Origin of the sequence: Rhizobacter koreensis (genome assembly GCF_013366375.1) — a bacterium.
GTDB classification, from domain to species: Bacteria; Pseudomonadota; Gammaproteobacteria; order Burkholderiales; family Burkholderiaceae_C; genus Schlegelella_A; species Schlegelella_A koreensis.
The window spans coordinates 213,744-227,828 of sequence record NZ_JABWMJ010000005.1; the positions used below are offsets into that span (position 1 = coordinate 213,744).

Below are 14,085 nucleotides of genomic sequence, written 5' to 3' on the forward strand. Positions count from 1 at the left end.
GCGTGCGGTCATGCGGTCGGCTATCGTGCCGCATGGCCGAACCAACCGACCTGTCGATCCGCGAAGCCGCGGTGCTGTTGCGCGACGGCAGGCTGTCGCCGGTGGACTACGTCACGGCATGCCTGGCACGCATCGATCGGTACGACCATGCGCTCGACGCGTTCATCCGCGTCGACCGTGAGGGCGCGCTGAACGCCGCGCGCGACGCCGAGCGCGAGATCGTGGCTGGCCGCTGGCGCGGCCCCCTGCACGGGGTGCCCGTCGCCATCAAGGATATCGTCGACGTCGCCGGCCAGGCGACGACGGCGCACTCGCGCGTGCGCATCGATCACGTCGCGACGGCCGATGCGCACGTCGTCGCGAAGCTGCGCGCCGCCGGCGCCATCGTCATCGGCAAGACCGCGCTGCACGAGTTCGCGACCGGCGGGCCCTCGTTCGACCTGCCGTGGCCGCCGGCGCGCAACCCGTGGCTGCGCACGCACCATCCGGGCGGGTCGTCGAGCGGCTCGGGCGTCGCCGTGGCGGCGGGCTTCGTGCCGTGCGCGATCGGCACCGATACCGGCGGCTCGGTGCGCCATCCGGCCACGGTCTGCGGCATCACCGGCATGAAGGCGACGTACGGTGTCGTCGGCCGCAGCGGCGCGTTCCCGCTCGCGTTCTCGCTCGATCACGTCGGGCCGTTGACGCGTGACGTCGCCGACGGCGCGCTGGTTCTGGAGGCCATCAGCGGTCGCGACCCGGCCGATCCGGCGAGCGTCGATCACGCGGCGCCCGCGTTCGGCGCGGGGCTCAAGGACGGCGTTCGCGGCCTGCGCATCGGCGTACTCGAGGAGTTCGGCGCCGGCGCGAGCGCCGAGATCGCGCGGGCGTTCCGGCAGGCGTGCCGCGTCTTCGAGCAGCTCGGCGCCGAACTGGTGCCGATCGGGCTTTCGCCGCTCGACACCTACGTGGGTTGCGGGCGGCTCATCCTGCAGGCCGAGAGCTACGCGGTTCACGAGCGCTGGCTGCGCACGCGCATCGGCGACTACGGCCAGCGCGGCCGCACGCGACTGCTGCCCGGTGCGTTCATCAGCGCGGCCGACTACCTCCATGCGCAGCAGATGCGCGGCGCGCTCGCGCGCGAGTTCGCGGCGGCGCTGGCGGGTGTCGACGCCGCGCTCTGCGTGTCGAGCCTGGAGCTGCCGTGCGCGATCGACGACGAAGCCGAGGTGGACCGCACCTACGACCGCCAGGCGCGCACGCCGTTCAACCTGACCGGCACGCCGGCGCTCGCGATCCCGATGGGCTTCGCGTCGAGCGGCTTGCCGATGGGCCTGCAGGTGGTCGGCAAGGCGTTCGACGAGTCCATGGTCTATCGTGTCGCGCACGCCTACGAGGCGGCGACCGACTGGCATCGGCGCCGCCCCGACCTCGATGCCGCGCTCGCCGCGAGCCCGGCGTCTGCCTGATCGACCGCGCCACCCCATGCACCCACGACAACGCATCCCGTACTCGTCGCCGTTCAGCCGGCCGCCGCTCACCACCCACGACGGCACCCGGCTCATCGTCTGGCCCGTCGTCAACATCGAGGAGTGGGAGATCGAGCGGCCGATGCCGCGCCACGCCTCGCCGCCGCCCGGTGGCGTGACCGGCGCGATCCCCGACATGCCGAACTGGACCTGGCACGAGTACGGCATGCGCGTCGGCTTCTGGCGCCTGCTCGACGCGTTCGAGAAGCGCTCGATCAGGCCGACGATCTCGATCAACGCCAAGGTGTGCGAGACCTGCCCGCCGGTCGCCGAGGCGGCGCGCGATGCCGGCTGGGAGTTCATGGCGCACTGCTGGGTGCAGATGCCGATCCACAAGGTCGAGGATCAGCCCGCGATGATCGGGCAGTCGCTCGACACGCTGGAGCGCTTCATCGGCCACCGGCCGCGCGGCTGGCTCGGCCCGGGCCGCACGCAGACCCTGGAAACGCTCGATCACGTCGCCGCCGCCGGCTGCGACTGGTTCGGCGACTGGATCCTGGACGACCAGCCGCTCTGGGTGAGGACCGCGACCAAGCCGCTGGTCTCGATTCCGTACACCGTCGAGATCAACGACATCACGGTCATGGTGAGCGGTCAGCACGAGTCCGATGCGCTGCTGCGGCGCGCGAGCGACGCGTTCGAGCGGCTCTACGAGGAAAGCGCGGAGTCGGTGCGCATCCTCGCGTTCGGCGTGCATCCCTACGTGTCGGGTGTCGCCCACCGCATCGGCTACTTCGAGAAGATGCTCGACCTGTTCGCCGGCCGCGAAGGCGTCGCGTTCTGGAGCGGCGACCGCATCTGCGACTGGTTCGTCGGCCAGCAGCCGCTGCCCGGCGCGGCCCGCGCCTGAAGCCCGGCGCACATGCTCCTGGTTCCACTCACATGTCCGAGGACTCACGCACCGTGAAAGCGTTCCGCACCTGCCTGACTTACCTTGCCGTTGTCGCCTCCGCCGTGCTCGCGCTGCCCACCGCGCACGCGCAGTCGTACCCGACGCGCCCGATCACCATGGTCGTACCATTTCCGGCGGGCAGCGCGACCGACACGGTAGCGAGCCTCATCGGCACCAAGATGTCCGAGCGGCTCGGCCAGACGCTGGTGATGGAGAACGTGCCGGGCGCGAGCGGCACCATCGCCGCCGCCCGGGTCGCGCGTGCGCCGAACGATGGTTACACGCTGCTGATCCACACCACGATCGCGCTCTCGGCCGCGCTCTACAAGAACCTCAGCTACGACACCGCGACGGCGTTCGAGCCGATCGGCCTGGTCAACGTCGGCCCGTACGTGCTGGCCGCGAACCCGGCCTACAAGGCGCGTGATGCGAAGGAACTGCTCGCCAGCCTGAAGGCCGACGCCGCCAACGTGAAGTTCGCCAACGCGGGCGTGGGGACCGGCTCGCACCTGTGCGCGGTCATGCTGTCGCAGACGCTCGGGGTCGAGCCGAATCTGATCCCCTACAAGAGCACCAGCCTCGCCCTGCAGGACGTCATCGCCGGTCACTCCGACGTGCTGTGCGACCAGACCACCAACGCCTTTCCGCACCTCGCCGCCAAGCGAATCAAGGCGTACGCGATCACGTCGCCGCAGCGCAACCCGGCGTTCCCCGACATTCCGACCACACGCGAGGTCGGCATCCCGCAGGTCGACGTGAGCGTCTGGCACGGTCTCTATGCGCCCAAAGGCACGCCGCAGGCCATCGTCGAGCAGCTCAATGCGGCGCTGCAGGTCGCGCTCGCCGACGCCGAAGTGCAGAAGCGCTTCACCGGCATGGGCACCGACCTGTTCCCGGCCAACCAGCGCACGCCCGCGGCGCATGCGAGGCATCTCGCGGGCGAGCTCGTGCGCTTTCGCGAAGTCGTGAACAAGGGCAACTTCCAGCTCGAGTGATGGACGCGCAGCAGCCCGACGCACGTGCCGAGCTGGCCCGGCTCGGCATCGCGGTGCCGGAGGAGGACCTCGCGTTTCTGCAGCGCGCCCTGCAGCGGCAGCGCGAGCTGCTGTGCACGTGGCGCGAGCAGCTGCCGCGCGATGCGGAGCCGGCGACGGTATTCAGGCCGCTGGGGTGAGCGAGCGTTCGCCCGCCGCGTGCCCGCGGATCAGCGGGCGCCGGGCGCCACCCGCGCGCCCGGCGCGATGATCGGCGGCGCCGCGTTCAGCGCCTCGATCGCGAAGCCGGCTGCCGCCTTGTAGCGCGCCATGTAGGCGTCGCGCTCGGCGGCGGGGATCACGTCGTCGATGTCGTCGAAGACGCCGCCGCAGCGCTCGTCGACGAGGCCGAGGATGCCGAACGGGCCCGATCCGCGGTTGCGCAGCACGAGCGCCGACACGTCGGCGCACAGCTTCGCGTCGTAGGCGCGCAGCGCCGCCGGCGTGACGCCGTGCTCGACCATCGCGGCGCCCAGCACGCGCGTATCGACCACGGCCTGGCTGGCGCCGCTCGAGCCCACCGGATACATCACGTGCGCGGCGTCGCCGAGCAGGGCGACGCGGCCGTCGACCCAGGTCGGCACCGGGTCGCGGTCGATCATCGGGTACTCGTAGACCACGCTGGCGCCGCGCAGCATCGCGGGCACGTCGAGCCAGCCGAAATCCCAGCCCTCGAAGTGATCGATGAAGTCGGCGACGTCGACGCGGCGGTTCCAGTCGCCGTGGGCCCAGCCCTGTGCGTTGTCGACCGTGATCTCGGCGATCCAGTTGATGGTGGCGAGGCCGCTCGCCGGGTCGGGCTGCGAGATCGGATAGAAGACCACGCGGTGGCGCAGGCTGCCGACGCCGACGAACGACGCACCCGAGCGGATCGGCACGCCGGGCGTGGTGCCGCGCCACATGATCGCGCCGCCCCAGTGGATCGGCGGCTGGTCCGGGTACATCTGCGCGCGGATCGCCGAATGCAGGCCGTCGGCGCCGATCAGCAGCGCGCCGCGTTCCTCGAGCCGTCGGCCGTCGCGCGTCTCGATGAGCGCGACCACGCCATCGGCCTCGTTGCGATAGCCGACGACACGGTGTCCCAGGCGCAGCGCGTCGGCGCCGAGCCGATCGGTCACGGTGCGGACCAGCAGCATCTGCAGCTCGCCGCGATGCACCGAGTACTGCGGCCAGCGATAGCCGGCGAGCAGGCCGCGCGGCTCGGCGTAGACGTCGCGGCCGTTGCGGCCGACCAGCGCCCATTCGCGCGCCTGGATGCCGATGCGGTCGAGCACCTCGGGGCCGAGCCCGAGATCGTAGAACTCGCGCACCGCGTTCGGCTGCAGGTTGATGCCGACCCCCAGCGGCTGCGGGTTGGCCACGGTCTCGAACACGAGGCAGGGCACGCCGATCTGGTGCAGCGTGAGCGCAAGGGTGAGGCCGCCGATGCCGCCGCCGGCGATCAGGACCGGGGCTTGCGGGGCGTCGTGAGTGGTGTCGGACATGCGTCGATTCTGCGCGGGCGACCGGCCGCTTCGCCAGTCGCTCGATCCCGCGGTCGCTGCGGGCTCAGGCCTTCGGCAGGCGGTGCATCGCGCACAGCTTGTTGCCGTCGGGATCGCGCAGGTAGGCCAGGTAGAGGCGCCCGGTAGTGCCTTCGCGAACGCCCGGCGGCTCTTCGCAGCTCGACCCGCCGTTCGCCACGCCGCTGGCATGCCATGCGTCGACCTGCTCGGGCGACTGGCAGGCGAAGCCCACCGTGCTGCCGTTGCCCACCGTGGCCGGCTCGCCGTTGATCGGGTTGGACACCGCGAACACGCCGGTCGGCGTGCGCCAGAAGATGCGATGGCGGTCGAGCCAGCCGGCCGGCGCGCCGAGCGTGCCGAGCAGCGCGTCGTAGAACGACCGCGCGCGCTCGAGATCGTTGGTGCCGACCATGACGTGCGAGAACATGAAACAGTCTCCGGAAACGACGCGACTGCGCCGAGTCCGGAGTGTCGGGCGGTTCGGGTGCGACGCCGTTCGGGGTCGCGCCTCTTGACAGGCCTCGTGGCAGCCGCGCGGCGGTGGCGTCGACCGCTGGCGGGCATGCGTGCTGCCCTCGGTGCACTCGTGCCGCGCTGCCCCGAATCTCGCCCCGTCACGGCTGACGTCGACGAGCCCTCGCGCGGCCTGCGCGCAGCCACCTGGGCCCTGCGCGCGCAGTTCTTCGTCACCGGCGGGCTGTTCGCGACCTGGGGCGTGCACGTGCCGAACGTCAAGGCGCACTACGGTCTCGGCGAGCACGCGCTGGCCCTGGCGATGATGGCGAGCGGTGTCGGCTCGGTGGTCGCGCTGCTGTACGCCGGGCGGGTGCTCGCGCGCCATCCACCGCGACGCGTGGTGCCGCTGCTCGGCATCGTCTGCACCCTCGCGATCGGCAGCCTGCTGCTGCCCGGCCGCTACGCGTGGCTGCTGGTGCTGATGCTGGCCTATGGCGTCGCCGGCGCGCTGTTCGACGTTGCCGTCAACGACGAGGCGAGCACCATCGAGCAACGCGCGGGGCGCCCGCTGATGAGCGGCTTCCACGCGATGTTCAGCCTCGGCGGCATGGCCGGAGCGGGCGCCTGGAGCGTGCTCGCGAGCGCCGGCGTCTCGCCGGTCGAGCACCTCGCCGGCGCGGCCGTGTTCCTCGCCGGGGTCGCCATGGGCGCGAGTACGTTCATGCTGCGCCAGCAACGCCACGGCGCCTCGGCGGGATCGGCCTCGCTCAGCCTGCCGCGCGGGCCTCTCCTGCTGCTCGGCCTGCTCGCCGCGATGGGGCTGATCGGCGAGGGCGCGCTGTACGACTGGAGCGTGCTCTACGTGCGGCAGGAGCTCGCGGCGCCGTCGGCGACCGCGAGCCTCGCCTACGCGAGCTTCAGCGGCGCGATGGCGGCCGGCCGCTTCGGCGGCGACTGGGTTCGTGCGCGCATGACGCCGGCGGCGCTGGTGCGCGCGAGCGGCGCGCTCGCGGCGATCGGCATGGGCCTCGCGCTCGCGCTGCCGCATCCGTGGGCCGCGATCGCGAGCTTCGGCCTCGTCGGTCTCGGGTTCTCCAACGTGGTGCCGGTGCTGTTCAGCGCCGCGGCGCGGGTGCCCGGCGTCGCGCCGGCGCACGGCATCGCCGCGGTGTCGTCGGTCGGCTACTTCGGCATGATGGTCGGCCCGCCGGTGATCGGGTTCATCGCGCAGGCGTCGTCGCTCACTACCGGACTGCTGGTAGTGGTCGCGTTCGCCGGCATCGTCGCCGGGTTCGCGCGGCGCGCGCTCGGCGCTCGCTGAGCGGCGTGCCGGGCCCGACACTTGCTCGCCCGCACCGGCGAAGGAGCCTCGATGAACGTCCGCACCGACCCGTCTTCGCCTCGTCGCCCGCTGCGCATCGGCATCACCGCGCGGCTGATGCACGAGCCGCCGCCGGAGCTCGGCTTTCGCAACAAGCGGCTGCAATACCTCGAGCAGTCGATCGCGCACTGGATCATCCGCCACGGGGCGCTCGCCTTCATGGTGCCCGCGGTCGATGCCGAGTCGATGCGCGTCGAGCGCGTGTTGCCGGTCGAGAGCTACGTCGACGCGCTCGACGGCCTCGTCATGCAGGGCGGCGCCGACGTCGCGCCGGCGACCTACGGGCAGGAGCCGATCGATCCGCGCTGGCCGGGCGACGCGGTGCGCGACCGCTACGAGCTCGCGCTGCTGCGCGGCTTCCTGGACCAGCGCAAGCCCGTCATCGGCATCTGCCGCGGTCATCAGCTGCTGAACGTCGCGCTCGGCGGCACGCTGCATCAGGACATCGGCACCCAGGTGCCGGGCGCGCAGGCGCACGTCGACTCGAGCCTCTACGACGAGCTCTATCACGAGGTCACCATCGTCCCGGGCTCGACGCTCGACCGGCTCTACCCCAACGAGCGCACGCTGCGCGTGACCAGCATCCACCACCAGGCGATCGACCGGCTCGGCGACGGCCTCGTGGTCGAGGCGCGCTCGAGCAGCGACGGTCTCGTCGAGGCGGTGGCGTGGACCGGAAAGGGCTATGCGCGCGGCGTGCAGTGGCACCCCGAGTTCCACGCCGACAAGGCGACGCTGCTGGCGAGCAGCCCGATCATGCTCGACTTCCTCAATGCCGCCGCCGAGCGCCGCCGCAAGGGCTACGAGCTGTTCGTCGGTGCGCGCGAGCGGCTGTCGCGGCTCTCGCGCTGGGTCAGCGCGACGCGGTCGAGCGTCGCGACCGCGGTGCGGCGCTGACGTGGCAGCCGGGCGACCGTCGCCCTAGCATCGCGCGTCGCCCGCTCCGGGCGAGCCCGCCCGAACCGCGATGCACCTCGAATCGCCATCCAGCGCCCTCGCGCACCTCTTTCCCGGCTTCCGGAGCTGCCGCGTCTCCACGTCGGACGGCGTCGGGATCCACGCGCTCGTCGGCGGCGAGGGCCCGCCGCTGCTTCTGCTGCATGGCCACCCGCAGACGCTGGCGATCTGGCACCGCGTGGCGCCGGCGCTCGCCGCACGCTTCACGGTGGTCGCCGCCGACCTGCGCGGCTACGGCGACTCGTCCAGGCCCACCGGCGGCGCGGACCACGCCGCCTACAGCAAGCGCGCGATGGCGGCCGACGGCGTCGCGCTGATGCAGGCGCTCGGCCACGCGCGCTTTGCGGTGCTCGCGCACGACCGCGGCGCGCGCGTCGCGCATCGCCTCGCGCTCGACCGCCCCGACGCGGTGACCCGCATGGTGCTGCTCGACATCGCACCGACGCTCGACATGTACGCGCTCGCGAACGACGCGTTCGCGCGGGCCTACTGGCACTGGTTCTTCCTGATCCAGCCGGCGCCGCTGCCCGAGCGCCTGATCGAGGCCGACCCGGCCGCGTACCTGCGCGACGTGATGGGCCGACGCAGCGCGGGCCTTGCGCCGTTCGACGCGCGCGCGCTCGCCGAGTACGAACGCTGCCTGGCACTGCCCGGCAGCGCGCACGCGATCTGCGAGGACTACCGGGCCGCCGCCGGCATCGACCTCGCGCACGACCGCGCCGACCGCGAAGCGGGCCGGTCGCTCGAGCTGCCGCTGCGCGTGCTGTGGGGCGCCGACGGCGTGATCGAGCGCTGCTTCGACCCGCTCGCGCTGTGGCGTCGCGTCGCGACCGATGTCGCCGGCGAGGCGCTGCCGTGCGGCCACTACATCGCCGAGGAGGCGCCCGACGCGCTGCTCGCGAAGGCGCTGCCGTTCCTGCTGCCCGACTGAGGCCACGTTCGACCCTACGGCCCTCGCTTGCGCGCCCACGCGACCTGCGGCAACGCGGCTCGGCCGACGAACCGACCCGCCTAGCGCGGGCGACCCGTGCCGACGCGGCGCCGCGGGGCGCGATGATTCGCGCCATCGCCGCAAGGAGTCACCCATGCAACCCCCCACGCTGTCCGCCGGCGCGCTCGCCGGCCTCAAGGTCGTCGAGATGGGCCAGCTGATCGCCGGCCCGTTCGCCGGCAAGACGCTCGGCGACTTCGGTGCCGACGTCGTCAAGATCGAGGCGCCCGGCTCGGGCGACCCGCTCCGCAACTGGCGCCTGGTCAAGGACGGCACCTCCGTCTGGTGGCAGGTGCAGAGCCGCAACAAGCGCTCGATCGCGCTCGACCTGCGCAGCGCCGAAGGCCAGGCCATCGCGAAGAAGCTGATCGCCGAAGCCGACGTGCTGGTCGAGAACTTCCGCCCCGGGACGCTCGAGGGCTGGGGCATGTCGTACGAGGAGCTCTCGAAGGACAATCCCGGCCTCGTCATGCTGCGCATCAGCGGCTACGGCCAGACCGGCCCGTACCGCGACCTGCCGGGCTTCGGCGCGATCGGCGAGGCGATGGGCGGCCTGCGCCACCTCACCGGCGAGCCCGGCCGCGTGCCGGTGCGCTGCGGCGTCTCGATCGGCGACACCCTGGCGGCGCTGCACGGGACGATCGGCGTGCTGACCGCGCTCTACCACCGGCACGTGAACGGCGGCAGGGGCCAGGTGATCGATGTCGCCCTGCACGAGGCGGTGTTCAACGTGATGGAAAGCCTGATCCCCGAGTACAGCGCATTCGGCGTGGTGCGCGAACCGGCCGGCTCGGCGCTGCCGGGCATCGCGCCGAGCAACGCCTACCGCTGCGGCGACGGCGCGGTGGTACTGATCGCCGGCAACGGCGACAGCATCTTCAAGCGTCTGATGACCGCGATCGGCCGCGACGATCTCGGCAGCGATCCCGCGCTCGCCGACAACGCCGGCCGCGTGAGGCGCGTCGCCGAGATCGACGGCGCGATCGAGGCTTGGACGCTGCAGCGCGCATCGCCCGACGTGCTCGCGGTGCTCGCCGACGCCAAGGTGCCGGCCGGGCGCGTCTACACCGCCAGGGACATCGTCGAGGACCCGCACTACCGCGCGCGCGACATGGTGCTGACGCAGCGCACGCGCGACGGCTACGACGTCGAGGTGCCGGGGATCGTTCCGAAGCTGCTCGGCACGCCGGGCAGCGTGCGCACGTCGGCGCCCGGCCTCGGCGACGACACCGATGCGGTGCTCGGCGAGATCGGCTTCTCGGCGGACGCGATCGCAGGGCTGCGCGCGCGCAAGGTGGTGGCGTAACGCACCAGCGTCGCACGGCGGCGCCGACGCGCTGCGCCCGGCGGGATCCGTCCGAACCCGCTGCCTGCCGCGCGTCTCAGCCGCGCAGCAGGCGCAGCACGTCGCTCGCGTGCGCGTTCGCCTGCGCGACCATCGCGAGCGCGGCCTGCTGCACGATGCCGGCGCGCGTGCGCTCGCAGGTCGCGGCGCCGACGTCGGCGTCGACGATGCGGCCGAGCGCGGCCTGCGCGTCGAGCATGGCGCCTTGCGTTGCCGACACCGCGGCGTGCAGGCGGTTCTGCGTCGCGCCGAGGCTCGCGCGCTCGGCGGCGATCGTCGCGAGCGCACCGTCGAGCGTGTCGATCGCGCGGGTCGCGCCGGCGGCGCTGGTGAGGTCGATGCCGGCGACCACGTCGTTGCGCCGAACCACCACCGGCGTTGCGCCGAGGCCGAGCGCGGCCGCCTTGCTGCCGGTGATCGTGAGCGGCCGGTTGCCCTCGTAGGCAAGGTCGACGTGGCTGTAGGTGATGCCGTCGCTGCCGACGCCGTGCGCGACGCCGCCGAGGCCGGCCATGCCGGCCGACCCGCTGGCCATGTTGAGCCGGATGTTGCTGCCGTCGGCCGCGGTGAGCGTGACGTCGCTGCCGTTGTCGCTCGCGACCACCGAACGCGGCGGCTGCACGCCCGATGCCGCGAGGCGGATGTCGTCGAGGAACGCCGTGCCGTCGCTCACGATGTTGCCGCCGACGAAGGCGATCGTGTGCGTGCCGGCGCCGAGCTGGATGCCCGCGAGGCTGATCGCGGTCCAGGTCGGCTGCGCGGTGACCTGCAGGCGCGGCTGGCCGTCGATCACGACGTCGACGGTCTGCGCAAAGCCGTGGTTGAGCCGCTGCACCATCTGGAAGGCGAGGTCGTAGCTGCCGGCATGCGTCACGCTGAAGGTCTGGCTCAGCACGCCTCCCATCTGCACGAAGGCCGCCATCGCGCCTTGCGGCACCGGCGCATTGCCGCTCGTGAAGGCGCTGTGGTTGCCGGTGACGCCGGTGTCCGAGAACGACCACGGGCGCTGGTCGGTCGGCTCGTAGAGGTAGTTCATCGGTGCCGCCGGCAAGGTCCCGTCCTCGAAGCCACCGTCGGTCAGCAGGTTGATGGGTCCGTTGTTGACGAGGTTCACGGTGTCGGCGATCGCTGCCGCGGCCGCGAGGCCGCCATGCTCGAAGCGCTGCGCGCCCTGGCCGTTCAGGTTGAACTCGCCGCTCGCGCCGGCGCTGTAGGTGCCGACCGCGACCGTCGCCGCCGCCGTCGCCCTGAGCCCGCCGATGCCGGCCGCGTTGATCGCATCGGCGAGCAGCCTCGCGTCGGCGGCGACCGGCACGCCGCGCCAGACGTCGACGCCGTTGACGACGAGCTGCCCCGGCCCGGTGATCGTGCTCGCTGCGGTGAGGGTGCTGCCGGCGAGCGTCGAGCTCAGCGCGAGCGGGTTGCCGAGCGCCGCCGCACGCACGTTGGCGAGCGCGCCCACCTGCAGCGTCTGCCCGGCGTCGGCGCCGACCTGGAAATCGGCCGCGGCGAAGCTGCCGTCGAGCAGCGCGAGGCCGTTGAAGCGGGTCGCCGAGCCTATGCGGTCGATTTCGTCGATCAGCTGGGCGGCCTCGGCATGCAGCGCGGCGCGGTCGGCGCGGCTGTTGGTCGCGTTCGCCGCCTGCACGGCGAGCTCGCGCAGCCGCTGCAGGTTGCCGGCGACCGAGCCGAGCGCGCCCTCGGCGGTCTGCGTCAGCGAGATCGCGTCGAGCGTGTTGCGCGAGCCGACTGCGAGGCCGCGTACGCGCGCGGTGATGCTGCTGGCCACGGCGAGCCCGGCCGCGTCGTCGGCAGCGCGGTTGATGCGGCGGCCGCTCGCCAGCTGCTCGGTCGCGCGCGCACCGGCGGCCTGCGCGCGCCCGAGGGCGAGCGCCGGCGCGGCGGCAGGGTGGCGGTTGATCGAGATCGGCATGGCGGTCGGGCACGCTCCCGCCACAGGCGGGTTTCGGGCCATGCGGCGTTATCGGTGGCCAACCGAAGGGCTTGAGATGCCCGGCCGGGCCACCGACGGCGCTTGGCCGCGGGCGGCGCTCGGCCCGCGCGGCGTCTGCCTGCCGCAGGGCCGGCGACGCTCAGCCGCGTGCCCGAGCGCGCGCCGCCTGCCGCTGCGCGATCGCGAAGCTCGCGATCGCGAGGCTGGTGATGCCGATCTGGGTAACCGCGCAGGCGAGCACCGGGTGCTCGCCGAAGCCGACGAGAAGGGTGCCGAGCGCCCCCATCGCCATCTGGCCGAAGCCGTAGAAGCCGGCGGCGGCGCCGGCGAGCGACGGCCGGACCGAAAGCGCGCTCGCCAGCGCGGCCGGGCTGGCGATGCCGGCGCCGAACGTCATCGTGACGGTGATCGCGATCAGCAGCACCGGCGTCAGTGCGCCGAGGTCGTGCACCAGCAGCAGCGTCCACGCCATCGCCGACGCGAGGCCGGCGCCGACGAAAAGCAGGCGGCCGGCCGGCCAGCGCCCGGCGATCTGCCGGGTGAGATACGTGCCGAGGCTGGCGCCGACGATGGTGCTCGCCGCGAACCAGCCGATCACGCCGATCGGCAGCGCGAGCTGCTCGTGGACGATGTACGAGACCGTCGCCAGGTACGGGTAGAGCGCCGACGAGACGCAGGCACCGCCGATCATGTAGCCGGCGAAGCGCGCGTCCGACGCGAGCCGGACGTAGTCGCGTGCCACCGCACGTGCGGCGAGCGGGCGGCGCTGCCGGTTGGTCTCGGGCAGCACGCGCCAGGTCGAAACCAGCATTGCCGAGCCGATCGCGACCAGGAACACGTACACCGCGCGCCAGCCGAAATGGTCCGACAGGTAGCCGCCGACGATGGGGGCGAGGCCGGGGCCCACCAGCGTCAGCAGGTTGAGCAGCGCGACGTCCTTCGTGACGCGCGCCGGGTCGGCGACGTCGCGCAGGATGGCGCGGCCGAGGCTGATGCCGGCGGCGCCGCCGAGCGCCTGCAGCAGGCGCGCCCCGATCAGCCATTCGACGGTCGGCGCGAGGAGCGCCAGCACGCTGGCCGTGAAATACACCGTCAGGCCGATCAGCAGCGTCGGGCGGCGCCCGATCGCGTCGGAGATCGGGCCGTAGATCAGCTGCCCGCAGGCGAGGCCGAGCACGTAGAGCGTGATCGTCTGCTGCATGCTGGCGGCCGAGGCGCCGAGCGCGCGGCCGGCGACCGGCAGCGCCGGCACGAAGATGTGCATCGCCATCGTGCCGCTGAGCGTGACCAGCACCAGCAGCCAGAGCGGTACGCGGGTCGGCCCCAGCGGTTCGGGCGAGGACCCGCTGCGCGTCACCGCCGGCGCGCCGTCCGCGGCCGGTGGCGCGCGGCGCGCCGCCGCGACGCGGTCGCGCGACACGGCGACGCCGGGCGGCGCCGCTGCGCTCGACCCCGGCGCGCTCACCCCGGCTCCCGCGCCTGCGCCGCGAGGGCATCGAAGCGCTGCGCGATCTTCTGCAGGGTGCGCCGGGTGACCTCGACCTCGTCGGGCGCGAGGTCCGCGAGGATCACGTTCTCGATCTCGATGCTCTTGGCGACGATGCGCGCGGCGGTCGCGCGGCCGGCGTCGGTGAGCGCGATCGACTTGCTGCGGCGGTCCGCCGGGTCGCTGCCGCAGTCGATGAGACCGGCTTCCTGCAGCTGCGCGAGCACGCGCACCAGCGACGAGGTGTCGAGCGACAGGTTGCTCGCGAGGTCCTTCTGGCGCAGCGGCTGCTCGTGCACGTAGAGCTGCAGCAGCGGCGCTCGCGTCGCGTCGGTGAGGCCCATCTCGCGAAAGCCGAGGTCGACCTGGCGCCGCCATTGACGGTAGACGCTGCCGAGCAGCAGCCCGAAGCGCGAGCGCGCCTGGGCGAGATCCGGCCGCTCGACGGCCGACGATTTAGTTGGCATGCCAAGCATTATCCCTGGGGTTTACCCGGAGCGCTGGCGTACCAAGAAGCCGGAGTCAAAAGGCGGGCCGGTCCGAGAGGCGTCGTTGGCATGGTTCGGGCCGCAGCCT

13 protein-coding genes are annotated in these 14,085 nt (G+C 72.8%); 8 read left to right on the plus strand and 5 right to left on the minus strand.

Features of this window, described 5'->3' with window-relative positions; translation table 11 throughout:
- Window positions 1-32 precede the first annotated feature (32 nt).
- Genes HQN59_RS12495 through HQN59_RS12510 form a run of 4 tightly spaced genes read left to right on the plus strand, consistent with a single transcriptional unit; the run spans window position 33 to window position 3,574 of the window.
- Window positions 33-1,448, plus strand: a complete 1,416-nt coding sequence (locus HQN59_RS12495; RefSeq protein WP_176069430.1) for an amidase — start codon at window positions 33-35, stop codon at window positions 1,446-1,448.
- Between the two features lie 16 nt (window positions 1,449-1,464).
- Window positions 1,465-2,358: a polysaccharide deacetylase family protein gene (locus HQN59_RS12500; RefSeq protein ID WP_176069431.1), complete on the plus strand. Its 894-nt coding sequence runs from the start codon at window positions 1,465-1,467 to the stop codon at window positions 2,356-2,358.
- A gap of 32 nt (window positions 2,359-2,390) precedes the next feature.
- A complete protein-coding gene (locus tag HQN59_RS12505; protein ID WP_176069432.1) occupies window positions 2,391-3,395 on the plus strand; it encodes a Bug family tripartite tricarboxylate transporter substrate binding protein in 1,005 nt (334 codons plus the stop codon).
- Window positions 3,395-3,574 carry a hypothetical protein gene (locus HQN59_RS12510; RefSeq protein WP_176069433.1) on the plus strand — a complete coding sequence of 60 codons (180 nt, stop codon included), beginning with the start codon at window positions 3,395-3,397 and terminating at the stop codon, window positions 3,572-3,574. The genes HQN59_RS12505 and HQN59_RS12510 overlap by 1 nt, the downstream gene beginning before the upstream one ends.
- Before the next feature lie 30 nt (window positions 3,575-3,604).
- On the opposite strand, the gene HQN59_RS12515 is transcribed toward HQN59_RS12510, so the two are convergent.
- Complete coding sequence (locus tag HQN59_RS12515; protein WP_176069434.1) at window positions 3,605-4,918, minus strand: flavin-dependent oxidoreductase; 1,314 nt, start codon at window positions 4,916-4,918, stop codon at window positions 3,605-3,607.
- A 64-nt stretch (window positions 4,919-4,982) separates the two neighbouring features.
- On the minus strand, window positions 4,983-5,366 hold the full coding sequence (locus HQN59_RS12520; protein ID WP_176069435.1) for a VOC family protein: 384 nt from the start codon (window positions 5,364-5,366) through the stop codon (window positions 4,983-4,985).
- A 135-nt stretch (window positions 5,367-5,501) separates the two neighbouring features.
- Here HQN59_RS12520 and HQN59_RS12525 point away from each other — a divergent pair, with 135 nt between their 5' ends.
- The 4 genes from HQN59_RS12525 to HQN59_RS12540 all read left to right on the plus strand — a co-directional run bounded on the left by HQN59_RS12525 (window position 5,502) and on the right by HQN59_RS12540 (window position 10,030).
- Window positions 5,502-6,716 carry an MFS transporter gene (locus tag HQN59_RS12525; protein ID WP_176069436.1) on the plus strand — a complete coding sequence of 405 codons (1,215 nt, stop codon included), beginning with the start codon at window positions 5,502-5,504 and terminating at the stop codon, window positions 6,714-6,716.
- Window positions 6,717-6,767: 51 nt separating this feature from the next.
- The gene (locus tag HQN59_RS12530) at window positions 6,768-7,673 is read left to right on the plus strand and encodes a gamma-glutamyl-gamma-aminobutyrate hydrolase family protein (RefSeq protein WP_176069437.1); all 906 of its coding nucleotides are present in this window, start codon (window positions 6,768-6,770) and stop codon (window positions 7,671-7,673) included.
- Window positions 7,674-7,743: 70 nt separating this feature from the next.
- A complete protein-coding gene (locus HQN59_RS12535) occupies window positions 7,744-8,664 on the plus strand; it encodes an alpha/beta fold hydrolase (protein ID WP_176069438.1) in 921 nt (306 codons plus the stop codon).
- Window positions 8,665-8,818: 154 nt separating this feature from the next.
- Window positions 8,819-10,030: a CaiB/BaiF CoA transferase family protein gene (locus tag HQN59_RS12540; protein ID WP_176069439.1), complete on the plus strand. Its 1,212-nt coding sequence runs from the start codon at window positions 8,819-8,821 to the stop codon at window positions 10,028-10,030.
- A 76-nt stretch (window positions 10,031-10,106) separates the two neighbouring features.
- On the opposite strand, the gene HQN59_RS12545 is transcribed toward HQN59_RS12540, so the two are convergent.
- The 3 genes from HQN59_RS12545 to HQN59_RS12555 form a co-directional block, all read right to left on the minus strand.
- A complete protein-coding gene (locus tag HQN59_RS12545) occupies window positions 10,107-12,002 on the minus strand; it encodes a flagellin N-terminal helical domain-containing protein (protein ID WP_176069440.1) in 1,896 nt (631 codons plus the stop codon).
- A gap of 160 nt (window positions 12,003-12,162) precedes the next feature.
- Entirely contained in the window at window positions 12,163-13,488 is a 1,326-nt protein-coding gene (locus HQN59_RS12550; RefSeq protein WP_342451191.1) for a multidrug effflux MFS transporter, read from the minus strand.
- Entirely contained in the window at window positions 13,485-13,976 is a 492-nt protein-coding gene (locus HQN59_RS12555) for a MarR family winged helix-turn-helix transcriptional regulator (protein WP_176069441.1), read from the minus strand. Before HQN59_RS12555 ends, HQN59_RS12550 begins: the two co-directional genes overlap by 4 nt.
- Between the last annotated feature and the right edge of the window lie 109 nt (window positions 13,977-14,085).